This is a genomic window from Nonomuraea sp. NPDC003560 (genome assembly GCF_042878785.1).
In the GTDB taxonomy this organism is placed as follows: Bacteria; Actinomycetota; Actinomycetes; order Streptosporangiales; family Streptosporangiaceae; genus Nonomuraea.
This window is the reverse complement of the sequence record NZ_JBIAOF010000008.1, coordinates 321,428-346,589: the sequence shown is the minus strand read 5'-3', so window position 1 is coordinate 346,589 and position 25,162 is coordinate 321,428. Positions and strand designations below refer to the sequence as shown.

Annotated in this window: 25 protein-coding genes; 13 read left to right on the top strand and 12 right to left on the bottom strand. The window is 74.5% G+C overall.

Annotated features, from left to right (window positions below; all coding sequences use genetic code 11):
- Positions 1-50 precede the first annotated feature (50 nt).
- Positions 51-1,661 (bottom strand): PucR family transcriptional regulator, encoded by a 1,611-nt coding sequence (locus tag ACFYUV_RS30390; RefSeq protein WP_387673981.1) that lies wholly within the window; start codon positions 1,659-1,661, stop codon positions 51-53.
- A 45-nt stretch (positions 1,662-1,706) separates the two neighbouring features.
- Here ACFYUV_RS30390 and ACFYUV_RS30385 point away from each other — a divergent pair, with 45 nt between their 5' ends.
- A complete protein-coding gene (locus ACFYUV_RS30385) occupies positions 1,707-2,240 on the top strand; it encodes a hypothetical protein (protein ID WP_387673978.1) in 534 nt (177 codons plus the stop codon).
- Between the two features lie 73 nt (positions 2,241-2,313).
- On the opposite strand, the gene ACFYUV_RS30380 is transcribed toward ACFYUV_RS30385, so the two are convergent.
- The gene (locus ACFYUV_RS30380) at positions 2,314-3,078 is read right to left on the bottom strand and encodes a PP2C family protein-serine/threonine phosphatase (protein ID WP_387673975.1); all 765 of its coding nucleotides are present in this window, start codon (positions 3,076-3,078) and stop codon (positions 2,314-2,316) included.
- Positions 3,079-3,365: 287 nt separating this feature from the next.
- Here ACFYUV_RS30380 and ACFYUV_RS30375 point away from each other — a divergent pair, with 287 nt between their 5' ends.
- The 7 genes from ACFYUV_RS30375 to ACFYUV_RS30345 all read left to right on the top strand — a co-directional run bounded on the left by ACFYUV_RS30375 (position 3,366) and on the right by ACFYUV_RS30345 (position 10,293).
- Positions 3,366-4,580, top strand: coding sequence for a sensor histidine kinase (locus tag ACFYUV_RS30375; protein WP_387673972.1), 1,215 nt, complete (start codon positions 3,366-3,368; stop codon positions 4,578-4,580).
- Entirely contained in the window at positions 4,577-5,695 is a 1,119-nt protein-coding gene (locus ACFYUV_RS30370; protein ID WP_387673969.1) for a hypothetical protein, read from the top strand. Before ACFYUV_RS30375 ends, ACFYUV_RS30370 begins: the two co-directional genes overlap by 4 nt.
- Positions 5,665-6,357, top strand: a complete 693-nt coding sequence (locus tag ACFYUV_RS30365; RefSeq protein WP_364338633.1) for a sigma factor-like helix-turn-helix DNA-binding protein — start codon at positions 5,665-5,667, stop codon at positions 6,355-6,357. The genes ACFYUV_RS30370 and ACFYUV_RS30365 overlap by 31 nt, the downstream gene beginning before the upstream one ends.
- 76 nt (positions 6,358-6,433) lie before the next feature.
- Complete coding sequence (locus tag ACFYUV_RS30360) at positions 6,434-6,820, top strand: pyridoxamine 5'-phosphate oxidase family protein (RefSeq protein WP_387673966.1); 387 nt, start codon at positions 6,434-6,436, stop codon at positions 6,818-6,820.
- A gap of 111 nt (positions 6,821-6,931) precedes the next feature.
- Positions 6,932-8,242: a hemolysin family protein gene (locus tag ACFYUV_RS30355; RefSeq protein WP_387673963.1), complete on the top strand. Its 1,311-nt coding sequence runs from the start codon at positions 6,932-6,934 to the stop codon at positions 8,240-8,242.
- Entirely contained in the window at positions 8,239-9,240 is a 1,002-nt protein-coding gene (locus ACFYUV_RS30350) for a hemolysin family protein (protein ID WP_387673960.1), read from the top strand. The genes ACFYUV_RS30355 and ACFYUV_RS30350 overlap by 4 nt, the downstream gene beginning before the upstream one ends.
- An 81-nt stretch (positions 9,241-9,321) precedes the next feature.
- Positions 9,322-10,293 carry a glycosyltransferase family 2 protein gene (locus ACFYUV_RS30345; RefSeq protein ID WP_387673957.1) on the top strand — a complete coding sequence of 324 codons (972 nt, stop codon included), beginning with the start codon at positions 9,322-9,324 and terminating at the stop codon, positions 10,291-10,293.
- Positions 10,294-10,297: 4 nt separating this feature from the next.
- On the opposite strand, the gene ACFYUV_RS30340 is transcribed toward ACFYUV_RS30345, so the two are convergent.
- The 8 genes from ACFYUV_RS30340 to ACFYUV_RS30305 form a co-directional block, all read right to left on the bottom strand.
- Positions 10,298-11,536, bottom strand: coding sequence for a glycosyltransferase family 4 protein (locus ACFYUV_RS30340; protein WP_387673954.1), 1,239 nt, complete (start codon positions 11,534-11,536; stop codon positions 10,298-10,300).
- The gene (locus ACFYUV_RS30335; RefSeq protein ID WP_387673951.1) at positions 11,533-12,786 is read right to left on the bottom strand and encodes a lipopolysaccharide biosynthesis protein; all 1,254 of its coding nucleotides are present in this window, start codon (positions 12,784-12,786) and stop codon (positions 11,533-11,535) included. Before ACFYUV_RS30335 ends, ACFYUV_RS30340 begins: the two co-directional genes overlap by 4 nt.
- Positions 12,774-13,520, bottom strand: a complete 747-nt coding sequence (locus ACFYUV_RS30330; RefSeq protein WP_387673948.1) for an NTP transferase domain-containing protein — start codon at positions 13,518-13,520, stop codon at positions 12,774-12,776. Before ACFYUV_RS30330 ends, ACFYUV_RS30335 begins: the two co-directional genes overlap by 13 nt.
- An 8-nt stretch (positions 13,521-13,528) precedes the next feature.
- Positions 13,529-14,152, bottom strand: coding sequence for an HAD family hydrolase (locus tag ACFYUV_RS30325; protein WP_387673945.1), 624 nt, complete (start codon positions 14,150-14,152; stop codon positions 13,529-13,531).
- A gap of 5 nt (positions 14,153-14,157) precedes the next feature.
- Positions 14,158-15,369, bottom strand: coding sequence for a 2-phospho-L-lactate transferase CofD family protein (locus ACFYUV_RS30320; protein ID WP_387673942.1), 1,212 nt, complete (start codon positions 15,367-15,369; stop codon positions 14,158-14,160).
- A complete protein-coding gene (locus ACFYUV_RS30315; RefSeq protein ID WP_387673939.1) occupies positions 15,366-16,154 on the bottom strand; it encodes a glycosyltransferase family 2 protein in 789 nt (262 codons plus the stop codon). Before ACFYUV_RS30315 ends, ACFYUV_RS30320 begins: the two co-directional genes overlap by 4 nt.
- A 4-nt stretch (positions 16,155-16,158) precedes the next feature.
- Entirely contained in the window at positions 16,159-16,842 is a 684-nt protein-coding gene (locus tag ACFYUV_RS30310) for a hypothetical protein (protein WP_387673936.1), read from the bottom strand.
- Positions 16,843-17,241: 399 nt separating this feature from the next.
- Positions 17,242-18,447: a CoA transferase gene (locus ACFYUV_RS30305; protein ID WP_387673933.1), complete on the bottom strand. Its 1,206-nt coding sequence runs from the start codon at positions 18,445-18,447 to the stop codon at positions 17,242-17,244.
- A gap of 210 nt (positions 18,448-18,657) precedes the next feature.
- Here ACFYUV_RS30305 and ACFYUV_RS30300 point away from each other — a divergent pair, with 210 nt between their 5' ends.
- From ACFYUV_RS30300 to ACFYUV_RS30290, 3 genes are all read left to right on the top strand, one after another.
- The gene (locus tag ACFYUV_RS30300) at positions 18,658-19,491 is read left to right on the top strand and encodes an SAM-dependent methyltransferase (protein WP_387673930.1); all 834 of its coding nucleotides are present in this window, start codon (positions 18,658-18,660) and stop codon (positions 19,489-19,491) included.
- Between the two features lie 229 nt (positions 19,492-19,720).
- Entirely contained in the window at positions 19,721-19,954 is a 234-nt protein-coding gene (locus tag ACFYUV_RS30295; protein ID WP_387673928.1) for a hypothetical protein, read from the top strand.
- A gap of 7 nt (positions 19,955-19,961) precedes the next feature.
- Entirely contained in the window at positions 19,962-20,417 is a 456-nt protein-coding gene (locus ACFYUV_RS30290; protein WP_352354937.1) for a MarR family transcriptional regulator, read from the top strand.
- A gap of 27 nt (positions 20,418-20,444) precedes the next feature.
- On the opposite strand, the gene ACFYUV_RS30285 is transcribed toward ACFYUV_RS30290, so the two are convergent.
- Positions 20,445-21,506, bottom strand: a complete 1,062-nt coding sequence (locus ACFYUV_RS30285; RefSeq protein ID WP_387673925.1) for a hypothetical protein — start codon at positions 21,504-21,506, stop codon at positions 20,445-20,447.
- A 306-nt stretch (positions 21,507-21,812) separates the two neighbouring features.
- Between ACFYUV_RS30285 and ACFYUV_RS30280 the strand changes: the two genes are divergently transcribed.
- Both ACFYUV_RS30280 and ACFYUV_RS30275 read left to right on the top strand, forming a co-directional pair.
- The gene (locus ACFYUV_RS30280) at positions 21,813-22,961 is read left to right on the top strand and encodes a methyltransferase (RefSeq protein WP_387673923.1); all 1,149 of its coding nucleotides are present in this window, start codon (positions 21,813-21,815) and stop codon (positions 22,959-22,961) included.
- Positions 22,962-23,081: 120 nt separating this feature from the next.
- The gene (locus ACFYUV_RS30275; RefSeq protein ID WP_387673920.1) at positions 23,082-23,855 is read left to right on the top strand and encodes a methyltransferase domain-containing protein; all 774 of its coding nucleotides are present in this window, start codon (positions 23,082-23,084) and stop codon (positions 23,853-23,855) included.
- 35 nt (positions 23,856-23,890) lie between these two features.
- On the opposite strand, the gene ACFYUV_RS30270 is transcribed toward ACFYUV_RS30275, so the two are convergent.
- A complete protein-coding gene (locus tag ACFYUV_RS30270; protein ID WP_387673917.1) occupies positions 23,891-25,162 on the bottom strand; it encodes a cytochrome P450 in 1,272 nt (423 codons plus the stop codon).

The window sequence follows — 25,162 nt, the reverse complement described above, 5'->3', positions numbered from 1 at the left end:
AGCCCGCATACGGCTTTGTCCACTCGGCCAAGAAAATCCGGAGCCCCAGGTCAGGCGGCCAGGCGGACGGCGAGCGTGAGCAGCAGCCGGGTGTCGGGGTCGTCGAGATCGACGCCGAAGCGCTCGCGGACGCGGCGCAGCCGGTAGCGCAGGGTGTTCGGGTGCAGGACCAGCCGGCGGGCGGCGCGGCCGACGTCCCCGGCGGCGTCGAGGTAGGCGGCGATCGAGCGGACCAGCTCGCCGCCCGCCGCCAGGTCGGCGTGGACCAGGTCGTACACCGGGCCGCTGCCGCGTTCCCACACCGGGCGGACGGCGTCCAGGACGCGCAGCACGTCCAGGGCGGGGCCGAGGTCGGCCGCCAGGGCGTGGCGGGGGCCGGAGTCACGGGCGCGCAGGACCCGTACGACCAGGTCGGCCTCCTCCCGCGAGCCCGCCGCGACCAGCGGCGAGGCGGCCACCGACCCCGCCCCCACCAGCACCGCGGCGGCGCCCGGCGTCGAGGCGGCCAGCCCGTCCAGCTCCCGGGCCAGCCCGAGCACGTCCCGCTCGTCGCCGCCGCGCACCGGCACCAGGGCCAGCACCCGGCCGGTCTCCCGCAGCACCCGCACCCCCGTCCGGTAGGAGGCGGCGTGCAGCGCGAGCACCTCCAGCACCCGCTCGCCGGCCGGGCCCCGGGCCGCCGCGCCCTCGCCCGCCGCGTCGGGGCCGGTCTCGGCGATCACGACGGCGCAGCGCAGGTCGGGCGGCAGGCCCAGCGTCCAGGCGTGGGTGCTCATGTCGCCCTCGCCGCCCAGCAGCCCGCGCAGCGCGTGCTCCTCGCGCAGCCGCGCGCCGCTCTCCCGCAGCCGGTGCTGCACCAGGTACGGCACCGCCACCTCCGCGGCCCGGCTCAGCGCGCTGGCCGCGTTGGGCGACAGGCTGCGGCCGTCGGCGGCGGCCCAGATCGAGCCCAGCATCTCCCGCCCGCTCCGGATGGCGATGATCAGCCGCTCCGGGGTGTCGCCGTCGGCAGGCCGGTGGATCACCTCGCCGGAGGACCACAGGGTGCGCAGCAGGCCGCTGCGGCGCAGTTCGTCCACCCGCCAGTCGGGCACCCGGCCGCCCAGGATGGTGGAGCGGCGCAGCTCGTCGGCCTCCGGCCCGGTGGCCGAGTGCGCCAGCACGCGGAACTGGGTGTCCTCGATGGTGATCGAGCCGCCGGTGAACTCGGCGACCACCGATGCCAGCGCGGCCAGCCCGCCGCCCGCCGTGGCCTCGGCCATCCGGTCGCCGCGTCCCGCCTCGCCGTAGGCGGCGGCCGAGCGCAGCAGGGTCGCCACGTCGTCCCAGTCGGCCCATTCGGCGCGGGCCAGCAGGGCGATGCCGACCTGCTCGGCCGCGTCGAGCGCGTCGTCGGACAGGTCCTCGCCGGCCCGCACGACCACCGCCGCGGCGCCGCGCCGCGCCGCCTCGCGGATGGAGGCGGTGGCCGCGCCGGTGGAGTGGAACAGCCCGGCCGCGAGCACGATGCGGCCCGCGTACGAGCGGGCGGGCCCCTCGTCGCCGATGATCATTCCGGACACGTGCACGTCCTGGCCCGACGGCGCGAGCAGCAGCCGCAGGACGCCGCCCTCGTCGAAGGCGAGCAGCTCGCGGAGGGTGATCTGCCCCCGTTTGTTCATGACGGGGAGCATACGCAGGTCACGACGCCTGGCAGGCTGGGGGCCATGCGATTCGGCGTACGCCAGTTCGAGCTGGCCCTGATGCACCGCATGCGCGACCTCAACCCGGGACGCGTGGAGCAGGCGCTGGCCGACCTGGACGCCTCCCGCGCCGAGCTGCGCGCCGCCCACGCCCACTGGACCCGGCTGGCCCACGCCCCTCGGGCGCCCGAGGGCCGGGCCGCGCTGCGGATGGCGCTCGGCCCGCCCGCGTACGCCGGCGCGGCCCCGTTCGGCAGCCTGACCTGCGACGTGGCCCGCTGGCGGCTGCCGTCCTGGCCGGAGCTGGAGTTCGAGGCGCTGACCGGCCCCGGCGGCGAGGTGTGGAACCTGTGGTTCGTGCGGCCCGGCGGCGACCGGCGGCTGTCGGCCGCCGACCTGACCCCGTGGGGGTGCGTCGTTGCCGACGTCGCCGCGAGCTTCCCGGTGAGCTTCCAGGGCGAGGGGTCGGCCCCGCACCACTGGGCGGTCGACTTCGCCTGCGAGGGCACGTCCCGCCGCGCCCTGTTCGTGTACGGCCTCCTCCAGCGCCTGGACTGACGCCCCGGCGCGCCCCCGTGCCATCCGGCCCCCGCCTTCGCGTCGGGTGGCACGTTCCAGAGGCGGCCGGAGGTCAGGCGGTGACGAAGTCGGCGACGACCATCGTGGCGTCGTCCTTGGGCGCCGCGGCGGCCACCTCGTCGTACAGCCGGTCCAGGCAGGCGGCCGGGGACGGGCCGACGGCCAGCAGCTCGGTCAGCCGGTGCTCGCCCAGCGCCTTCAGCACGCCGTCGGTGACGACGGCCACGCGGTCGCCCGGACGCAGCGGCACGGTGCCGACCTCGGGGTTCAGCGTGGAGGCCAGCCCGATCCCGCGCAGCAGCGGCCCGTCGTCGAAGGAGTGCGACGTGGTGAGCCGGCGCGGCTTGCCGCCCTTGGCGCAATGCCAGATCGCGCCGTTGCCCACGTGGGCGAAGCGCAGGCACGGCGTCTCCCCGGGGACGAGCACCAGCAGGTCCATCGTCGTGACCAGCGCCGGCTTGGACGGCGTGCGCAACGCGGCCCGCCGGACGGCGCGGTGGGCGGCCTGGGCGCACTCGTCCATGTCCTCCTCGCGCCGGGCGGAGTGCTGCGGGCGGGCGGCGACCACGGCGCCCAGGGCCAGCGCGGCCGCCGTGTGCGCGACCTCCGTGCCGCCCTGCCCGTCGGCCAGCGCGATCAGCCGCTCCTGGACGACGTAGGCGTCGGACGGGTGGCCGTGCGAGCCTTCGTACGTGCCGCCCGCGGTCACCAGCCTGGGCCGTGCCGCCGGCATGCCGGGCGGCCAGTCCCCCCGGCGGCCCCGGACCGCCATCACCGACAGGCAGCCGAGCAGAATCGAGATCGAAAAGACAGTCATGATCGTCCCTCCCGTCGCGCGCGACGACACCTGTCCAGTACATCCCTCTTGCGCGGGATGCGACTGACGGCCGATCAGCCGTCGTGGCGGCACGACGGCTGATCGGCCGTCATGCCGCCCCGGGCCCGCGCGACCCACAGTGAGGCAGGGCGGCGCACGCGCACCGGAGCGCCGCCGGCCCCCCGAGGAAGAGCCATGGAAGCAGCCGACCGTCATGACAGGAACAAGCCTGTTCAAAGTCGATATTGTGAGACCCGTCCTGTGCTCTCTTCGCGGGCGGATCGCACATGGCTCACCCCGGCTCCACGCGTCTCGGCAAGAGGCTCGACCCCAGACACGACCCGAGACACGACACGCGGCACGACACGAGGTACGACTCGGCGACCCGGCAGCTCGACAAGGCCGTCGCGCGTACCGCCGCGGGCGCGCGCGGCGCCGTCGGCCTGGTGTCGGTGGTCGCGGCGGGCCTCGGCGCGGTCCCGCCGGTCTCGGCCGCGTGGCTGGCGCCCGCGCTGGCGGCCGGCCTCGTGTGGACCGGGCTCTACCTGCGCCGGCTGCGCGGCGAGGAGCCGCTGCCGCACTGGCTGGTGGCCGGTGACGCGGCGACCACCGTGGCGGCCTGCCTGGCCCAGCGCCACCTGGTGCCCGTCCGGGCGTTCGACGCCGGGTCGAGCTGGATCGCGGGGCTGGTCACCATGACGATCGTCGTCATCGGGGTGACCTGGCGGCCCCGGATCGCCGTGCCGGCCGGGCTGGCCGTGGCGGGGGCGTACCTGGCGGGGGTGCGGCTCGCCGCGCCGTCCCAGGACGTGGCCGGCACGCTGGGCATCCACCTCGTCCAGCTCCTGGCGATCGTGATGCTGATGACGCTGCTGCGCCGCTCGGCCGCCTCCGCCGACGCCTTCCTGCGCGAGAGCGCGCGGGCCGAGATCGCCCTCATGGTCGAACGCCTGCGCCGCGAGGACGAGCTGCGCCAGGTCGCCAGCATCCACGAGACCGCCCTGCACACCCTGACCATGGTCGGCCTCGGCACCTACGACGAGCCGTCGCCCACCCTGCGCTCCCAGGTGGGCACCGACCTGGCCGCGCTGGAGAAGCTGCGCGACCGGCCACGTCCCGAGACCGCCCCCATCGCCCTCGACGCCCTGCTCGACGAGGTGGCCGGCCGCGTGCCCGGCCTGGACGTGCGCCGCCGCCTGACCCCGCAGACCGTCCCCGGCGACGTCGCCGAGCACTTCGCCCGCGCCGTCACCGAGGCCCTGGCCAACGTCGCGCTGCACGCCGGCGTGGCCGAGGCCGTCCTGGTCTCCAGCGGGCACGACGGCGAGATCCGGGTGGAGGTCGCCGACGCGGGCCACGGCTTCGACCAGGACCGCCTGCCGCCCGACCGGTTCGGCGTGCGCGGCTCGATCCTCGACACGATGAACGCGCTGCGCGGCGGCGGCGCCCGGATCTCCTCCGGCGACACCGGCACGCGGGTGAGCATGTGGTGGCGGCCGTGACCGACGACATCGAGCAGGTCGCCCAGCGCTACGCCCGCTACACCGCGCTCGGCGCGGCCGTCATCGCCGGGTTCTGGCACACCGGCTACGACCTCACCGTCACCGTCACCGGCTGGGGATCCTTCCGCTGGCCGCTGCTCGCCGCGGCCGCCTGGGTCGTCTACACGGGGGTCGGCGTGATCGCGGGCCTGGCGCTCGCGCGCACCTCGCGCGGCCCGGACCGCGTCCTCGGCCTGGCGGTCGCGGCGCTGGCCGCCGACGTCGCGGTGATCGTGGCCTGCCGCCCGCAGGACCTGCTCGGCATCAGCGACTGGGGATGGGGGTCGGTCGGCTGGCTGGGCGTCATGCTGGCCTGGAACCGGCCGCGCTGGCGGGCGGAGCTGGGCGCGTTCCTGGCCGTCAACGCCGCCGTCATGCTGGCCGCGATGGCCGTGGCCGGGGCGTTCGACCGGGTGTCGGTCGCCAAGTACCTGGTGGTCATCGTCGGCGGCGTCACCATGCAGCTCGGCTACACGGCCGGCTGCGCCCTGCTGCGCGCCCGCGCCGAGGACGCCGTGCTGCTGGCCCGCCGGCTCGCCGCCGACGACGCCTGGCGGGAGTCGGCCAGGAGCATCCACGCCGACCGCATCCGCAGGTACGCCGCCATCAGGGACGTGGCCGAGTCGCTGCTCCAGCAGCTCGCCGACGGCGCCGACCCCGGCGACCCGCGCGTGCGCGAGGACTGCACGGCCGGCGCCATGCGGCTGCGCCGCCTGATCACCGAGCGCGAGGACGTCCCGGACGCGCTGGTGGCCGCGCTGCGCGAGCGCATCGACGCGGCCGAGCGGCGTCAGGTGCTGGTGACCGCGCCGCCGTTCGGCGAGAACCTGCCCGCGCTGCCCGAGGGCGTGCGGGAGGATCTGCTCAGGGCGCCCGTGCTGGCGCTGGACGGCGCCCGCTCGCGGGCCAGGGTCACCGTGTCGGCGATGTCGGCCATGGTGAGCGTGGCCGTCGTCGCCGACAACGACGACCTGCCGGTCAGCCCCACGCCGGTGCGCGAGCCCAGCGGGGTCGTGGTCACCTACCAGCGCCAGGGAGGGGAGGTATGGGTCAACAGCATCTGGCAGCGCCCGTGACGGTCGCCCTGGTCGAGGACCACCAGGTGGTGGTGGACGGCGTGCGCTCCTGGTTCGGGCCGGGCAGCGGCGTCGAGCTGGTCGCCCAGGGGCCCACGATCGAGTCGGTCCGCGGCGTGGCCGCCGACGTGCTGCTGCTCGACCTCAACCTCAACGGCACGATGGTCGCCGACCGGGTGGGCGGCCTGTGCGCGGACGGCCAGCGGGTGATCGTCTTCTCCGAGCACGAGGAGCCCGAGATCGTCCGGGCGGTGCTCGACGCGGGCGCGTCGGCGTTCATCGGCAAGGGACGCGCCACCCGGGAGTCCTGCCTGGAGACGATCATGGAGGTGGCCGCCGACCGGCCGTCCGTGACGCTGCCCATGGCCCAGGCCATCGCCACGGACGAGGGCCCCCACCGCCCCCAGCTGTCGGACAAGGAGCGGGCGGCGCTGCTGTTCTGGTTCCAGTCGATGTCGAAGGCGTCGGTCGCGGCCCGCATGGGCATCAAGGAACGCACCGTGCGCCAGTACATCGACCGGGCCAGGGTCAAGTACGCGGCGGCCGGCCGGCCCGCGCCGACCAAGGAGAAACTGCTCATCTGCGCCATCCAGGACGGCCTGATCCGCCCCGACGAGGTCGGGATCTACACCTCGCACGCCCGCCAGGGCCCGCCCTCCTGAGCCGCCCCCTCACCAGCCGCTATACGATGTCGCTCGCCCGGAGGCCCGACGAGGCCCCGGAACCCCGAGGAGGATCGTGGACCTGGCCGAGCTGGGCGAGGAGTTCGCCGCGTTCTGGCGGGAGCGGCACCTGTGCACGCTCGCCACCGCCCGCGACGGCGGCCCCCCGCACGTCGTGCCCGTCGGCGCGACCCTCGACCTGGACACCGCGACCGCCCGCGTGATCACCTCGGGCTCCTCCCGCAAGGCCCGGCTGATCGGCGCGGACGGCGCGGCGGTGTCGCTGTGCCAGGTCGACGGCCGCCGCTGGTCCACCCTGGAGGGACGGGCCGTGGTGCGCACCGAGCCCGAGCAGGTCGCCGACGCCGAACGCCGGTACACCGCCCGTTACAAGCCGCCCCGGCCCAACCCGTCCAGGGTGGTGCTGGAGATCCAAGTGACGCGCGTGATGGGCAACGTCTGATCACTGGCGGTTCGTCATGACTTCCGCACGCCCGAGCCGGATGCTAGCTTTCGCCCGTGGAGTCTGAGCACGACCGGCCGCCCGCGGCGTTACCCGAGGGCCCGGGCTGACGTGCTCCTCGACGCCGTCCACCTGCTCGCGGCCCTGGCCCTGATCCTGGCCAACGGCATCTTCGTCGCGGCCGAGTTCTCCCTCGTCACCGTCGAACGCGGCCAGGTCCGCCAGCTCGCCGAGGACGGCGACCGGGGCGCCCAGGGCGTCGAGGCCGCGGTGCAACGGCTGTCGTTCCACCTGTCGGGCGCCCAGCTCGGCATCACCGTCACCTCGCTGCTGCTCGGCGTCGTGGCCGAGCCCGCCATCGCCGACCTGCTCGATCCGCTGCTGGGCGGCGTCCCGGTGCTTCCGGTCGTGCTGGCGATCGCGCTGTCCACCGTGGCGCAGATGGTGCTGGGCGAGCTGGTGCCCAAGAACGCCGCCCTGTCCAGGCCGCTCGCGGTGGCCCGGCTGGCGACGCCGCCGCAGCGGGCGTTCTCGGCGGCGTGCGGGCCGCTGATCCGGCTGTGCAACGCGGTGGCCGACGCGATCGTCCGACGGCTCGGCGCCGAGCCGCAGGAGGAGCTGGCCTCCGCCCGCTCGCCCGAGGAGCTGGGCCTCCTGGTACGCCTGTCGGCCGAGGCCGGCGTGCTCCAGCCCGGCACCGCCGCCATGCTCCAGCGGGCCCTGCGCTTCGGCGGCAAGACCGCGGCCGAGGCCATGACCCCGCGTACGGACTGCGTGACCGTCCCCGGCACGACCAGCGTCGCCGACTTCCTCAAGCTGGCCAGGAGCCGCCGCCACCTGCGCATCCCGGTCTGCGGCGCGGAACGCGACGACATCCTCGGCATCGCCAGCGTCCCCGGCGCCTGCGCGGTGCCGCCGTCCGAACGCGACACGACCCCGGTGGCCGCGATCGCCCGGCCCGCCCTCCAGGTGCCCGAGACGCTGCGGCTGGAGGTCGTGCAGGAGCGACTGGCCTCCGCCCGCGCCGAGATGGCCGTCGTGATCGACGAGTACGGCGGCCTGGCCGGCGTCGTCACCGTCGAGGACCTGGTGGAGGAGCTGATCGGCGACATCGCCGACGAGTACGACCTGCCCGAGGAGCAGTCCGACGAGCCCACGCCCGTGCTGCTCGCGCCGGGCGCCTCCGTGGGCCTGCCGGCCCTGCTGCGCGCCGACGAGGTCGAGGAGCGCACCGGCTTCCGCATGCCGCAGGGCCCCTACGAGACGCTCGCCGGGCTGGTGCTGGCCGTGCTCGGCCGCATCCCGGACCCGGGCGACGAGGTCACCGTGCGCGGGTGGGTCCTGCGGGTGGAGACCATGCGGGGACGCCGGATCGAGCAGGTCACGCTCACCGCGCCGGGCCGGGCGGGGGAGCGCCGGTGAGCGTCGCCCAAGGGCTGGTCATCGTGCTGCTGCTGGCCGTCAACGGCTTCTTCGTGGGCGCGGAGTTCGCGCTCATCTCCGCCCGCCGCACCCTGATCGAGCCCCGGGCGCGCGAGGGGTCGCGGCGGGCGCAGGCCGTGCTCGCCGCCATGAACGCCGTCCCGACCATGCTGGCGGCGGCGCAGCTCGGCGTGACGCTGGCCTCGCTGGTGCTCGGCGCGGCCGGGGAGCCGGTGGTGGCCGGGGCGGTCGGGCCGCTGCTGGCCGCCGTGGGGCTGCCCGGGCGGCTGGTCCATCCGGTCGCCTTCGCGCTGGCCCTGCTGCTGGTGGTGGCCGCGCACGTCATCATCGGCGAGATGGTGCCGAAGAACCTGGCGCTGTCGGCGCCCGACGTGGCCGCGCTGTGGCTGGTGCCGCCGCTGTTCGTGCTGGCCAGGGCGACCCGGCCGGTGCTGACGCTGGTCAAGGCCATGGCGGGGGTGGTGCTGCGGCTGCTGCGCGTCCCGTCCGCCGAGGAGGTCCGCACGGTCTACACCTCCGGGGAGCTGCCCGTGCTCATCGAGGAGTCGCGCCGCCACCGCCTGCTCCGCCAGGACGAACGCGACCGCCTGATCGCCACCCTCGCCCTGCACGCCCGCCCGGTCGGCTCGGTGATGGTGCCGATGAGCGAGGTCGTCAGCGTGCCCGAGACCATCGACAGCGCCGGCCTGCAACGGTACGCCGGCCGCCACGGCCACTCCCGCTTCCCCGTGCACGGCGCCGACCCCGCCGAACTGCGCGGCTACCTGCACGTCCTGGACGCGCTGAACGGCCACGGCGCCGCCGAGCCGCTGCCCGTGCGCGCCCTGCCGCAGGTGCCCGCCACCGCCACCCTGGCCCAGGTGCTGGCCGTCATGCGCGCCCGCCGCGCCCAGCTCGCCGCCGTCGCCGACGAGTCTGGACGGGTGCTCGGCGTCGTCACCCTGGACGACGTGCTCGGCGGGATCCTGACTGGCTGAGGCGGGGGTCCGTGCGAGATCATGGAGCAGGGCCGCGGGCCGTGGTGACCGCGACCGGGAACTCGCCGGAGGGCAACGCTCGTGACGACGGTTTCGCTGATCGTGCCGTGCTACAACGCGGCCAGGACCCTGCGCCTGTGCCTGGAGTCGGTGCTGGCCCAGACCCGCCTGCCCGACGAGATCGTGGTCGTCGACGACGCCGGCTCCGACGGCTCGGCGGCCATCGCCGATGAGCTGGGCTGCCGGGTCGTGCGCCTGCCCGCCAACCGCGGCGTGTCGGCGGCCAGGAACGCCGGCGTCGAGCACACGACCGGCGAGGTGATCTTCTTCCTGGACAGCGACGTGGCGCTGCGGCCCGACGCGGTCGCCAATGCCGTCGCGATCCTGGAGGCCGATCCGGGCGTCGGCTGCGTGCACGGCGTCTACGACACCGAGCCGCTGATCGACGACGGCCCGGTCGAGTGGTACCGGCTGCTGCACCAGGTCCACTGGCGGCGCCGGCACCTGGGCGAGGTCAACAGCGTCGTGTTCGCCCTGGCCGCCATCCGCCGCGAGGCGCTGACCCGGGCCGGCCGGCTCGACGAGAGCCTGCGCGACTGCGAGGACGTCGAGTACAGCAGCCGCCTGGCCGTCCACACCCGGATCGTGCTGACCGACGCCGTGGCCGGCCGGCACGACGAGGGCCACCGGTTCCTGCCCGTGCTGTCGGAGCAGTGGCGGCGGGCGCTGCCGCTGATCCCGCTCGCACTGGCCACGGCCAGGCGGGGCGCGGCCAAGCCGGAGAACGCCAACAGCCGGGCCGGGATCCTCGCCTGCGCGCTGGCGCTGGCCTGCCTGCCGCTCGGCCTGTTCGCGCCGGCGCTGTTCGCGGTGCCCGTCGTGCTGGTCGGGTGGTTCGTGGTGGCCGATCCGGAGCTGCTGCGGTTCGTCCACCGGGAGCGCGGCCCGGCCTTCACCGCCTACTTCATGGCCGTGCACCTGGCCGTGCACGTGGTGCTGGTCACCGGGCTGGCCGTCGGCTCCCTGCGCGTCCTGCGGGGCGGCCCGGCCTGAGGCTTCAGGAGGCGGGCGGCTTGAGCGCCGCCCGGTAGACCGCGGTCGTCGCCGCCGCCGCGCGCTCCCAGCTCAGGCTCTCGCGGACGAACCGCTCGCCGCGCTCGCCCAGCGACCGCCGCAGCGCCTCGTCCGACATGACGTCGATGATCCCGCGCGCGATGTCGGCCGGCTCGGCGGCCCGGACGAACCGCGCCGCGGGCCGCGCCGGGTCGTCCCCGAGGAAGATCCGGGAGAAGCCGTCGCCCAGGACCGTCGCCCGTCCCAGCGCCATCGCCTCGGTCGCGACCAGCCCGAACGGCTCGAACAGCGAGGGGAACACGCAGGCGTCGGCCAGCTCGTAGTACTCCAGCAGCTCGCGGCCGGTGACGAACCGGCCCGAGGTGAGCACCCGCCCGCGCAGCCCGGTCGCCCCCACGATGCGCCGGACGCCCACCTCGTCCCCCTCGCCGACGATCAGCAGCCGCAGCCCCGGCACGGCGGCCGACGCCGTCCGCATCGCCTCCAGCAGCTGGTACACGCCCTTCTGGCGTTCGATCCGGCCGACGAACAGCAGCACCTTGTCCCGCTCCGACAACCCCAGCCGCCGCCGCAGCGCCGCCGCGCCCCGCCGCAGCGCGTCCCGGTCGAAGGCCGGATCGGCGACGACCCGCTCGTACGTGCCGCCGAGCGGCACCACGTCGATGGGCGTACGCCGCCACCCCGCGGCGAGAAGCTGCTCGCGCACCTCGGGCGTGGCCACCACCACCCGTCGCGAGATCCGGGCCAGGTGGCGTTCCAGCGCCGCGAACAGGTTCAGCGGGTCGCGGATGCTGCGCTGCGCCGCCACCCCGTACTCGGTGGTGTGCACGTGCAGGACCACCGGCAGCCGCAGCAGGTGGTGGCAGAGCAGGGCGGCCAGGAAGTTCGTCGAGTCGTGCACGGCGACCAGGTCCGGCCGCCCGCCGCGGCGCAGCCGCCGCACGTACCGCCAGTCGCTGACCACGACCTGCGCGGCCAGCAGCAGGAACTCGGCGCGGCGGGTGCGGTTGAGCCGCCGCCCGCGCGCGCCGGGCAGCCGGACGCGCGGCCGGTGCACCGTGACGCCGTCCACGCGCTCGTCCACGGGCAGGCCGCCGACGTTGAGCGTGTGGACGGTGAGCTCGTGGCCGCGGGCGAGCCAGGGGGTGATCAGCTCGACGTAGCGGCCGAGCCCCGCCGTGACGTTGGGCGGGAACTGGTTGACGACGCAGGCGATTCTCATGACAGGTCCTTGAGGTAGACGCGCGCGGCCGTCACGGCCACGACGGCCAGCAGGAGGAGGTTGACCAGCGCGAACCCGGCCAGGCCCCCGGCCACCCCGTGCCATCGGACGCACCAGGCCGGCACGGCCAGCGCGACCGGCGCGCTCGCCAGCAGGCAGCCGATCAGCACGCGGGCGCCGCGCACCCCGTCCATGGACAGCGCGACCGCGTACAGGTTGAACGCCGTGTGCGCCCCGATGCCCAGGGACGACAGCGTCATCAGCCCGGTCGCGTACGGGTACTCGCCGCCCATCAGCAGGAAGAACACCGTGCTCGCGGCGAAGGAGAAGACCGCCGTCACCCCCGCCACGGCCGGGACCAGCCGGGCGATCCGCCGCATCAGCGCCGGTTTGTCGGCGGTCGCCATCGCGGGCAGCAGCACCAGCAGCACGCCGTCGGTGAACACCACGCCGAGCAGCCGCTTGGGGAAGCCGTTGTAGACCGCGTACACGCCGACGTCGGCCGGGGCCGCCCAATGGTTGAGGTAGAGCACGTCCACGCCGAACAGCAGGCCGGTCAGCGCGGCGACGGCCGTCACGTACGCGCCGTGCCGGTAGAGCGAGCGGGCCAGCCGCGCCGAGAACGCCCGCGGCCGCACCCCGGCCGCCGCCGTCGCCGCCACCGCGAACGCCGCGTTCGTCGCGATCAGCGCGACCAGGTACGGCCCGGCGTCCCTGATCCCCAGCACCAGCAGGCAGAAGCAGGCGGCGCCCAGGTAGGCGACCGCGACCGCCAGCTTGAGCCGGGCCACCAGCGCGAACCGGCCGAGCCCGCGCAGGAACCCGTCCGCGAGCTGGTTGACCGTCATCGACACCGCCAGCGCCAGCCCGTAGGCCAGCGCCGGGACGTCCACGTTCAGCGCGGGCGTGAGCAGCGGGGCGGCCAGCAGGCCCAGCGCGGCCAGCCCGGCGCTCATCGCCAGCGTCGCCGCCAGCGCCGTCGTGACCAGCGCCGGACGCTCGCCCGGCGCGGCCCGCGGCAGCTCCTGGAGCACGACGTAGTGCAGGCTCGTCAGCATGACCACGGTGACGATCAGCGCGATCGACAACACCACCGTGAACCGGCCGAACGCGCTCGCCCCCGCGCCGCGCGCGACGACCAGCGTGGTGGCCGCCGCGATGCCGCTGGCCGCCGTGCTCACCAGCGTCGGGCCCGCCGCCCACCGGTGCCCCCGGACCAGGCCCGCCGCGCGGCCCCTCAGCCCGTGCACCGCGCGTACGCCCGCCGGGCGAACTCCAGGTCGTCGGCCGTGTTGACGCCGCGCGCCTCGGCCGGGTCGGTCACCGGCACGACCGTCACCGGCCATCCCTCGGTCCGCGACAGATGGGCCAGGAACGGCAGGAAGTTCACCTCCCCGGTGGCCGCGCCGCGCGCCGCGCCCGCCGCGTACCGCTCCCACGCCTCCCGCAGGCCCGCGGTGGCCAGGCAGAACACCCCGATGTCGCTGAGCCCGCCCGGCCGGCACCCCTCGCCCTCGCGCGACTGCCGCACCCGGACGAGCTCGCCCCCGGCCAGCTCGTACTCCACGTACGGGTCCTCCATCGGCACCAGCGGCAGCGTCAGCCCCTCGCCCGGATGGGCGGCGACGACCCGGCGCACGGTCCGCGCCGACAGGTTCGCCTGGTCGCCCCAGACGACGAGGATCGTCTCGTAGCCGGCCCAGTGCCCGGCCGCGCCGAAGATCGCCGCGCCCATCCCGGTCGGCCGCTCCTGAACGCTCACCGACACCCCGGGCGTCCCCGCCACCAGCTCGCCGAACGGGCCCGCGCCCGCCGGGGACACCACGACGTGCACGTGCCCGGTGACCGGGCGCAGCCGCCGGTGCAGCACGTCCCACACGGTGACGCCGTCGGCCAGGCCGATCATGATCTTCGGGAGGTCGTGGCCGAGCCGCGTCCCGCGTCCGGCGGCCGGGATCACCGCGCACACCCGCCGTTCACTCACCTCGCCGATCACCTCTCCAGCAGGGACACGATGTGGTCCAGGTCGGGGGCCGCGACCGCGCCGGGCGCGGGCTCGGCGGTGTGCACGTGCAACGTCGCCAGCCCGGCGCCGACGGCCGAGGCCACGCCGTGCGCGCAGTCCTCCAGCGCGACGGCCGCGGCCGGGCGCACGCCCCAGCGGCGGCAGGCCGCGGCGTAGAACCCCGGGTCGGGCTTGCTCACCGGCACGTCGTCGGCGGTCAGCACGCCGCGCACCGGCAGCGGGCACGCGGCCAGCACCCGCTCCACCGAGGCCCGGCTGCCGCCCGTGACCAGATAGGCGGCCCGGCCCGCCGCGCCCAGCGCGTCCAGCAGGCGGCGCGCGCCGGGGAACGGCCGCACCAGGCCCGCCTCGACGTAGCCGCGGTAGAGCCGCTGCTTGTGCCGCGCCAGCCGGCCGGCCGCCGCCGGGTCGCCGGTCAGCCGGGCGGCCACCGCGGCGGTGCTCGCGCCCGCGTGGTCGGCGTAGCGGAAGGTCTCCAGCGCGCCGGGCGCGTGCTCGGCCAGGGCGTGGCGGAAGGCGGCCTCGTGCGCGGGGGCGGAGTCCACCAGCGTGCCGTCGAGGTCGCACAGCCAGACCGTCCAGGGCAGCATCCGGCTCACCCGGCCCGCGCCAGCGGCGCCTCGCCGAGCACCGCGAGCAGCGCCTCGGCCGTACGCGGGCCGCGGTGGGCGCCCGGCCTGGCCGGGTCCTCCAGGTCGGCGCTGATCCAGCGCGCCCCCGCCCAGGAACCCCGGTCCAGCACGCGGGCCGGCACGGCGGGAGCGCCCGCGCCCCGGCCGCTGAGCACGTGCGTGATCGTGGCCCGCTCGTTGCCCGGGTCGCCCAGGTAGGCCAGCGTGCGGTCCACCAGGTCGGTGGCCGTCAGCCCCTGGACGTCGTGGTCGCCGCCGACGTTCACGACGAACACCCTGGCCGCGGCCCCGCTCCCGGCCCCGCTCCCGGACAGGGCCTCGGCCAGGCCCGGGGTCAGGTAGCTGGGCAGCAGCGAGGAGTGGGGGGTGCCGGGGCCGTACACGATCAGGTCGGCCTCGGCCAGGGCCCGCAGCGCCTCGGGGTTCGGCGTGACCACGGCGGACCGGCGGGCCAGCAGCTCGCGCACCCGCTCGGCCGGGCGGCCCGCCAGCGCGGCGCGGTCGGCCGCCGACAGCGGCTCGCGCAGCAGGAACAGGCCGGTGATGGCCACGCCGTCCTGCGGCGCGACGATGTCGGCCTCGTCGGCCAGCACCCGGCCGTCCTGCTTGAGCGCGACGAGGAACGCGTTCTCGCCGCCGGTCACGTTCAGCAGCCGCACCGGCGAGCCGAACGTGCGCGCGCACGCCCGTACGGCCGCGTTGAAGTCCTCGCCCAGCCGCAGGTACGCCCCGGCGAACACCAGGTTGCCCAGCGCGCAGTCGGCCAGGTCGAGCCCGCCGGGCCGGGCGGCCAGACGGTCCGCGACGACCCGCAGCTCCCGCGCCGCCTCCGCCGGGCCGGTCGCGGCGACGTCGCCGATCAGCGCGTCCAGGTCGGCCGGGGTGGTGCCGGGCGGCAGCCGGCGTTCCAGCAGGGTGTGGCGCGGATCGCCGGGGTCCAGGTGCAGCAGCAGGTTCTTGCGGAAGTCGGACGGGCCCAGCATGCCCGGCAGCCAGCGGCGCAGCGCGCCCGTGGACAGCCCGTTGTCGTACCCGTTGACCAGCAGCGACAGGCTCGTCCCCGGGGTGCGCAGCAGCGCGCGGGCGATGCCGGCCCCGCCGCGCCCGCCGCCGAACAGGGCCACCGACACCGGGCTCGACACCGGGCTCGACACCGGGCTCGTCACGGTGCTCATCGCACCTCCTCCAGCGGGGAGCGGCCCAGCGGGAACGGCGCGAGCGGCGCCCGCAGCACGCCCCGGCGCAGCAACCAGCGGCGCAGCCCGAGGTAGCCGACGAACAGCGCCCGGTCGCGCGCCCCGCGCCAGAACCGCCAGCCCCGGCTGCCGCCGCCCCGCTCGCGGTGCTCGATCGGCAGCTCCTCCCACACGTGACCCAGCTCGGCCACGCGGGCGGTGATCTCGGTGGAGCAGTTCATCCCCGCCGACTCCAGCGGCAGCGCCCTGAACAGCGGGCCGCGCACCACCTTGAAGATCGAGTTGAAGTCGCGGTAGCGGGTGCGGTGCAGCAGGTTGCTGACCGCGCCGCTGGCCGCCGACCCCCACCGGTACGGCAGGCTGTCGGCCTTCCTGACCCGCGCCCCCGAGAAGGCGGGCCCGCCGCCGTCCCGGATGCGCTCCAGGAACGCGTCGAGGTTGGCGATCGGGAACTGGCCGTCGGAGTCGAGCAGCACCACCCAGTCCAGCCGGGTGCGCGCGACGGCCGCGGCGATGGCGGCCCCCGCGCCCCGGTTGCGCGCGAAGGTGACGACGACGAGCTGCGGGCAGTCCTCCCGCAGCTCGCGCAGGATCCGCCCGGTCGCGTCGGAGCTGCCGTCGTCGCACACGACGATCTCCCACGTGGCCACCCCCGGGTGGCGCTCCAGGTACTCCCGCCATTCCGTCACCGCCGCCGCGATGTTGTCCGCCTCGTTGTACGCGGGTGCCGCCACGGAGACGTCGACGGCCGGCCTGTTCGGCAAGGGGTCACCTCCTCCGGGTGGCGTCCGGGTCGGCGCCGGCCCCGGTCAGGCGCCCGATCCAGCGGTCCAGGGGCAGCAGGTTGATCCCGGCGACGACCGGGACGTGCGCCAGCGTGAACACGACCGCCCCCCAGAACGGGATCGGCCCGCCGGTGAACAGGTTGATGTGCGGGGCGTCGATCAGGTCGGGGATCTCGACCGGGTTGACCACCTGCCACATCACGTCGAGGAAGCCCGAGAACACGATCAGCACCCCGCTCGCCATGATCTTCAGGCAGCGGCCCGGCGAGCCGCCCCCGATCCGGTACGCGGCGGCGACCGTCAGCACGATCCCCGGGTAGAGCAGCAGGTACAGGTGCGTGTAGAAGTCGTCGCCCTGGGCCCGCGCGCCGTCGCCGTAGTAGAACCAGCTGATCCTCGGGATGAGATAGCCGGTCAGGAACACGAACGGCGCGTACAGCAGCCAGTGCAGGCGCGGCGACACCCAGGGGAAGAACGTGATCGCGCAGCACAGGCAGGCGAAGGCGAGCAGCTTGGCGGCGAGCTGCCAGGCGGCGTCGATCTCGCGGGCGTGCGGGGTGGCCAGCCAGACGAAGGCGAAGCCGGCCGCGCCGACGGCCAGGGCGATCCACCAGATGTGGGCGGCCCAGGGGCGCGGGGCGTCGAGCAGGGGGTCGGGATGGTTCACTACCGGTCCTCGTGGGCGTCATCGAAGGGTCACGGGAGCGCTCCCAACGCAGTATGTCACCTGTCCCGGCGGCGGCCACCGCAATATCGGATATCGGACTCACCGGAACTTGCGGGCATGCTGACTAACAGTAGTGTCCGCCTGAAAGTCCAGCTCAGAGGTCATGGCACGGCTGGTGGAACGATGCAGGAGAAGAGTGACCGCAAATGGCCTGCCTGCGATGTCAAGACCTGGCGTGGAGTCGGGAGGCAAGACGTTCCGCCTCTTGCTTTTTGTGTGAAAGTTTGACCATCTTCGGATAAGTCCAGCTCGACAGGCATTTCGGTTCTTTGGGAGCGCTCCCGCGACTTCTCATCTTTCAGGCCCGTAACCTTTGTTTCGGGCAGGTTCAAATCGTCGTCAGCCGACCACGCCCTCCGCGCGCAGGCCGGCCACCTGTGCCGGGGACAGGGACAGAAGATCGCCCAGCACCTCGTCGGTGTGCTCGCCCAGCTCCGGCGCGAGCGACGGCGGGGTCTGGCGGCCGTCCAGGAGCAGGGGGCCGCCCGGGGCCAGGTGCGGGCCGACGCCCGGCTGGTCGAGCGGGGCCATCAGCGGCTCGGCGCGCAGCGCCGCCGCCCCGCCGGCGGCCAGCTCCTCCAGCGTCCGGTACCGCGACCACAGCACCGACGTGCCCTTCAGCCCCTCCTCGGCCTCGGCCGCCGTACGCGCGGCGAACCACGGCGCGAGCAGCCCGCCCAGCGCCTCCCGGTGGACGTAGCGGTCGGACTCGGAGCGGAAGTCGGCGGGCAGCGCCTCCTCCAGCGCCGACACCACGCGCGACAGCCCGGTGGCGGCGACCAGGTCGCGCCAATGGCGTTCGGTGAGCACCAGGACCATGAGCCGCCGCCCGTCGGCGGTGGCGAAGTCGCGGCCGAAGTCGCCGTAGAGGTCGTTGCCGATGCGCGGCCGGCCGGCGCCGCGGAGCTGGGCCTCGGCCAGGAAGCCCAGGTTGCCCATGGTCGCCAGGGCGACGTCGTGCAGGGCCACGTCGAGGCGGCGTCCCCGGCCGGTCGCGGCCCGGTGGCGGTCGGCCGCGAGCAGGCCCACGGCCAGGTACAGGCCGCAGGCGACGTCCCAGGCCGGCAGCACGTGGTTCACCGGGCCGTCGTGGCCCGCGGGGCCGGTCGCGTACGGCAGGCCGAGCCCGGCGTTGACCGTGTAGTCCACAGCGGGACGGCCGTCGCGGTGGCCCAGCAGCCGCGCGTACACCAGATCGGGACGGCGCCCGGCCAGCTCCTCGTACGACAGCCCGGCCCGTGGCGGCGCGTTGGTGAGCACCGTGCCCGCCGCGACGGCCAGGTCGGCCACCAGCGCGCGCCCCCGGGCCGAACGCAGGTCGACGGTGACCGAGCGCTTGCCCTTGTTCAGCCCTGCCCAGTAGAGGCTGCGGCCGGAGGGCGCGAGCGGCCAGCGCCGCGCGTCGGGCCCGCCGCCGACCGGATCGACCCGGACGACCTCCGCCCCGAGCTGAGCCAGCGTCATCCCGCCGAGCGGCGCGGCGACGAAGCTGGACAACTCCACGATCCGCATCCCGGCCAGCGGTGCGGCAGGCTCCTGCGCCACGGCCACCTCCATGTCGATCCGCCGATCCTACGCGCGGACGGCGGCCTGATGATCTAGCCCGGAAGTTCTGGTAACAAACATTTCCCGAAATAACCGGTCTGCCCCATTGTCATTAACTGGAATTGTTGGAACATATGGTCTGAGTCACGAGTGAAGTCCAAAGATCGCCTACCGCAAGAGGGTGGCGGCGAGGGGAAAGGGGCAACGCTCATGCGCCAGCGTGCTGTCCGCAACTTGGCCAGGCTTGGCACGGCGCACGCCAGGATCACGCGGATACTTGACGCCGCCGCGGGCGGGAAGAACAACTTCCTCGCCGACAGAGACCTGGTGCGCCATTTCGATCAAGTAACTCCCGTCGCCACCACCGCGGCCCGTGCCGTTCTTGAATACCTGTCGCGGGTGATCCGTCATTTGGCCGCTGTCGAAGGCGTGGACCAATTCATGATCGTGGGGAGCGGGGTGCCGAACGGCCCTTCGGGCGGCAGCCGCCTGCACGAGGTGGCCCGCCTGACCTCGCCCGGCCCGGACGTCCGCGTCGTGTACGTCGAGAGCGACCCGATGGCCCTGACGCTGGCCCAGGCCACCATCGAGCCCTTCTGCGACCTGGTTCGCGTGGTCGACGGCGACGTGCGGGAGATGGACGAGATGCTCGGCGACCCGGTGGTGCAGACGTTCCTCGACTGGGACCGGCCGATCGCGGTGCTGCTGCTGTCGGCCCACAGTCTTGACGACGAGTGCGCCCGTACCGTCGTCAAGCGGCTGCGGCACGCCGTCCCCGAGGGCAGCTTCCTCGGGCTGCTGCACATCACGTTCGACGGCGTGCCGGGGGAGCTGGCCCCGGCCGTGCGGGGCATGCTGGCCATGACGTTGCCCGGCCTGAACGTGCGCACCCGCGCCGAGGTCGCGGACCTGCTGGACGGTCTCGACCTGCTGGAACCGGGCCTGGTGTGGGTGCCCGAGTGGCGTCCCGCGGGCGACGACCTCGCCTGCGCGGACGCCCCGGCCTCGTCCGGCAACTACGGAGCCGTGGCCCGCATCCCCTGACCTTCCACCGCACGGCCCCCGCGGCCTCCTAGCCACCCGCCGCGAACGATGACGCGGCCTCTCCGTTCCTGCCGTGAACGACGACGCGGCCTGCGGGCGACGGCGCCGCGCTGTTCGACCGCCACGCCCGGCGGATCCACCTCGACGTCCCCGCGCCGGCTCGGCCCGCAGGCCGCCGACGACATCGCAGCGGAGACGTTCCCGGCCGCCTTCCGCCGTCGCGGCCCCTGTGATCCCGCCGCCCGCCTGCAGCTCCCATTCGCCCGGCGGCGCGACCACGCTGATCGTGGCGCTGGGCTTCCTGCGCACCCCGCTGAACCTGGCCGTGCTGCTGACCGCCGTGGTGCTCACGACCCTCGTCCTGCTCGCGCTGGGACGCCTGCGCTTCTCCCGCATGGTAACTTCGCAGAAGAAGTTACTTCTTGGAGGATTTATCTTCCCCGAGAAGGAGGACAGGAAGTGAGGACCGCGTGCCGAACACCCCCGACCCGTCGGACGCCGGCCGGCGCTACCGCCGCTACCTGAGCGCGGTCATGCTGCACGGCCACGCCGGCGCCAAAGCCTGCGGCCTGGGCGCCACCGACCTGTACGCCCTGAACATCCTCGAACTGGCCGGCCCGATGACCCCCGGCGAGCTCGGCGTCCGCACCGGCCTGACCACCGGCCCGACCACCCGGCTGATCGACCGGCTGGAGCAGGCCGGATACGTCCGCCGCGTGCCCGCCCCCGACGACCGCCGCAAGGTGATCGTCGAGCCGGTCGGCAAGCCCGCCGAGCTCGACGCGGTCATGGCCCCCGTCCGGCAGAAGATCGGCGACATCCTCGCGGGCTACCCGGCCGAGCACCTCGACGTGCTCTACGACTACTTCGACCGGGCCGCCCGCGCCTACCAGGAGGCCGCCGAGGACCTGCGCTCCGGCTCCTGACGCGGCGCTCAGCGGAAGACGCGGCGCTCAGCGGAAGTCGGAGATGCGCAGCACCGCCAGCATGTCCGTCGCCCGCGAACCGGTCGAGAACGACGCCTCCACCCCGACCCAGCCGCGGAACGCCCCCGTGTCGTCGATGATCTGCATCAGCGGCTTGACGTGCGAGTTGCCCGTGTAGCAGAACTCGCCCCGCTCCATCGCCAGGCACGTGCACCAGTGCCACAGCGTGTCACGCCGGTCGGACTTGGAGATCGTCGTCAGGTAGTACTGGATGGAGCTGACGTTGGCCTTCGTGCCGCCGCCGTACTTGGGGCAGCCGCCCGACTTCTGGCACGCCCCCCGCGAGGACGGCTGCAGGTAGGTCAGGCACGAGGTGGTCGACTTGCAGGCGCGGAAGGAGGAGTGGCCGAACGGCTGGTTCGCCGAGTTGACCAGCGTGCCGCTCGCCCAGCTCGTCAGGTCCTGCCTGAGCGAGCCGGGGAAGGCCCGCACCGAGCTCATCGCGCGCCGGGTGCCGATCGCGGCGTTGCTGCCGTAGCCGTAGCCGTGCGTGGCCAGGCTGCTGCCCTTGAGGTCGAGGCGGGCCAGCTTGCCGTCGGGGGAGGTGCGCACGTACCACTGCTCGGTCCAGGTCTGGGCGATCTTCCACCGGATCGTGAGCACGTTGCCCGCCAGCGTGTACGTCCCCGTACGGGTCTCGCTCGGGCCGCCCGTGTAGCCGCCCGCGGTGAGCACCTCGCAGCCGCGCGGCCGCGACGAGACGCCGCCGGCCTTGGTGGTGCAGCTCGGGTCGGGCACGGTGCCGGTGCGCTGCCTGGCTTTGGGGAAGCGCTGCCACCACAGGTACAGGGCGGCGCTCACCGTGCCGTTCGCGGCGAAGCGGTACGTGCCCAGGCGCACCCAGTTCTGCCGGGAGGCGGCCTGGAGATGGCCCTGCGAGACGACGAAGGTGGACTTGCCGCCCGGCAGCGGCGAGGCGGCGGTGGTGGCGGTGGCCGCCACAGTGGCCGTCACAGTGGCCGTCACCGGTTGGACGGGGAGAAGGGCGAGGGCGAGCACGAAGGAGAGGACTGCCGCTGCGGTACGCATGGAGGGACTCCGTAGGGCTTGCGGGCGTTGGCCGATGGTCAACGGCCCACCGTATTCCGGCTCGACCGGATCTGTCCTCGAAACGCGGTCAGGAGGAAGCTGACAGCGCTCGACGTCCGCCGGTGAAGCTAGGATGAGGGGGTTCCCAGCACCGCGAGGAGGTTGATCATGTCGTTCCCACCGCCCGGCATGGTTCTCGGCGACGCCCCGGCGCGCACTTCCTCGCGGGAGGCCGCCACAGGCTGACCCTCTCCGCGTCGAAGTGCTTCTCATGGCCATCACTGGTTCGATCATGAGGAGCCCTGAGTGCTCGAGATCCGCTGGACCGAAGGCGGCGAGGCCCGGTCGGCCCGCTGGCGTTCCGAGAACGGCTCGCCGCCGCCCGCGCGGGTGGCGATCGCCGACGAGCGCCTGGCCGCGGCCACGGCGTACCGGCTGGCCTGCGAGGGCACCGCGCTGCTGTGGCGCGGCGACTTCCACGCCGCCCGCCGCCTGCTGCGCGCCATGACCCGCCGCGCCGACCACCACGCACCTGCACCCCGCCCTTCCCGCTCCCCCTCACCCCCGCCCCCGCCTGCGTCTTCGCTCGTGCAGGCCTTCCAGCAGCACCGGCAGGCCCGCTCCCAGCGGGCCGTCACGCTGGGCCGGTTGCTGGTGCCGCTCGACCCGGACCACAGCGTCCCCCTGCGGCGCGCCCCCGACGTGCGGAGCGCCTGCGCGCAGGTCTACGGGCCCGCGACGGAGGCTTCGGTGACCTCGCTGCGTGAGCTGCTGGGCATCGTCGGGGCCTACGAATGGCGCAGGCGAGGCGTCGAGGTGCCCGCCCTGAACGACCGCATCCACCCCCACTACGGCGTCTTCTCACCGGTGCGCGGCGAGTACGTCGACCTGGTGGCCGCGGCCCCGCTGGTCTCGCGCGCGGGGGCGTTCGACATCGGCGCCGGGACGGGCGTGCTCGCCGCGGTCCTCGCCCGCAGAGGCGTCGAGCGCGTCGTGGCCACCGACCGCGACCCGCGCGCCGTGGCCTGCGCCCGCGACAACGTGCGACGGCTGGGGTTGTCCGGCCGGGTCGACGTCCTGGAGGCCGACCTCTTCCCGCCGGGACGCGCGCCGCTCGTCGTCTGCAACCCGCCCTGGCTTCCGGCCAAGCCCGCCTCGCCCCTCGACCACGCGGTCTACGACCCCGGGAGCCGGATGCTCCGCGGCTTCCTCGACGGGCTCGGCGAGCACCTGACCCCGGAGGGAGAGGGTTGGCTGATCCTGTCGGACCTGGCCGAACGGCTGGGGTTACGGACCCGTGCCGAACTGCTGTCCGCCTTCGCGAGCGCGGGCCTTCGGGTCGTCGACCAGCTCCGCACCCGGCCACGCCACCCACGCGCCTCCGACCGGACCGACCCCCTGCACACCGCCCGCACCACCGAAACCACCTCCTTGTGGCGCCTCCGCCGCACTTGACCCCCCCTCCACCCGCGCCCGGCCGGGCCCCTCCTTCCGCGCGCGGCCGGGGGGCCCGGGTGCACGGAACCTTCACCTGGTGTCCCCGGGATCTGCGAACCCGTCTGGTTGGCTGGGTTCATGATCGACATTGATCCCGCCTCCCGTCCCGACCCCATCGCCTACCTCGACCACGTCGCCTCGACCGACGTCGGCAGGGGCTACAAGCGGCAGGTCCTCGAACTGCTGGACCTGCGGCCCGGACAGACCGTGCTCGACCTCGGCTGCGGCCCCGGGACCGACCTCGCCGCCATGGCCGACGCCGTCACCCCTGCCGGACGGGTGATCGGCCTCGACCGCGCCCCGGCGATGGTCGCCGAGGCGGCCGCCCGTCTGGCCGGACGTCCCCAGGTCGAGGTGCGTTCCGCAGACGTGCACGAGCTGCCGTTCGAGGACGGGAGCGTCGACCGGGCCCGTACCGACCGGGTGCTGCAGCACGTGGACGACCCGGCGCGGGTGCTGGCGGAGTTCCGCCGGGTGGCGCGCCCGGGGGCGCGGATCGTCATGGCCGAACCCGACTGGGAGGGCATGCTCGTCGACTCCCCGCGCCCGGACGTCGGCCGGACGCTGGCCCGGTTCATCTCCACCGAGATGATCCGGCACGGCACGCTCGGCCGCAGCCTGGCCCGGCTGTGCGAGGAGGCGGGCCTCACGGTGCGGTCGGTGGCGACGGTCGCGCCGGTCTTCCGCGACCTGGCCACCGCCGACCAGGTCCTCGGCCTGCGCCGCAACCTGGTCAGGGCGGTCGGCGCCGGATATCTCGAACCCGGCGCCGAGGAGTGGTTCGACGACCTGCGCTCCCGCCCCTTCCTGGCCTCGGCCCTGCTGTTCCTGGTGACGGCCGAAGTCGCGTGATCGGCGCCCTGGCGGGGGCCAGGGGCGGGCGCGGGTCAGGTGATGCGGAGCGGAAGGGTGCGGGGGCCGCGCACCTGGCCCGTCGCCCAGGTGACGGCGTCGGGGTCGGCGAGGGTGAAGGCGGGGATGCGCTGGAGCCAGACGTCGAGGGCGGTGCGCAGTTCCATGCGGGCCAGGTGGGATCCGACGCAGCGGTGGATGCCGAGTCCGAAGGCGGCGTGGCGGTTGACCTCGCGGTCGATGCGGATGTCGGCAGGGTGGTCGAAGTGGGCGGGGTCGCGGTTGGCGGCGGGGAAGGAGAGCAGGACCCAGTCGTCGGCTTTCATGTCGACGCCGTTCCAGTGCATGTCCTGTTTGACGAGGCGGGCCATGGTGACGGGGGCGTAGGCGCGCAGGAACTCCTCCATGGCGGTGGGGAGCAGGGCGGGTTCGGCGACCAGGCGTTCGCGGTCGGCGGGGGTCCTGGCCAGGTGCCACAGGGACGCCCCGATCGCACTCCAGGTGGTGTCGATACCCGCGATCAGCAGCAGGGCGATCGTGCCCGCCACGTGCCCGGCCTCCAGCTTGTGGCCGTACAGCTCGGCCTCGACGAGGTACGTCGTGAGGTCGTCGCGCGGGTGCTGCACGTGGTCGCGGATCTGGTCCAGCAGGTAGTCGAAGAGCCGTCCCATGTTGGCGGTCCGCTGCTCGGGCGGCAGGTTGACGCCTTCCAGGGCGTTCTCGATGAACTCGCGGAAGCGCGGGCCGTCCTCGGGCGGGAAGCCCAGCATGTCGGCGATCACCCGCATCGGGATGTGCTGGGCGTAGTCGCGGGCGGCGTCCACGACGTCCTGGCCCTCCAGGGCGTCGATCAGCTCGTGGCACAGCGCCCGCGTCGACTCCTCCCGCCTGGCGACCGCCGTCTTGGTGAACGCGGGCAGCAGCAGCTTGCGGGCGTCGTGGTGGAAGGGCGGGTCGGACGAGATCGGCGGCGTGCCGCCCACCGGCGCGCTCTCCCGCGGCGGCCGGAAGTTGCTCATGATGATCGAGCGTGAGGAGAACCGCTCGGTGTCGTAGGCGACGGCGGCGACGTCCTCGTAGCGGGTGGGCAGCCAGCCGCCGCCGAACCGGTCGGTGTGCGCGATCGGGCAGCGCCGCCGCAGGTCGTCCTGGATCGGGTACGGGTCGGCGGCCCATTCCGGCTCCAGGTGGGAGAAGTCGGTGGCCCAGTCCGAGACCGGGCCGGTGACGATCTCGCTGCGGGTGCCGAGCTCCTCGCCGTCGCCCGGCTCGCCGAAGTTCTTGACGAAGCGCTCGTCCACGCTCAT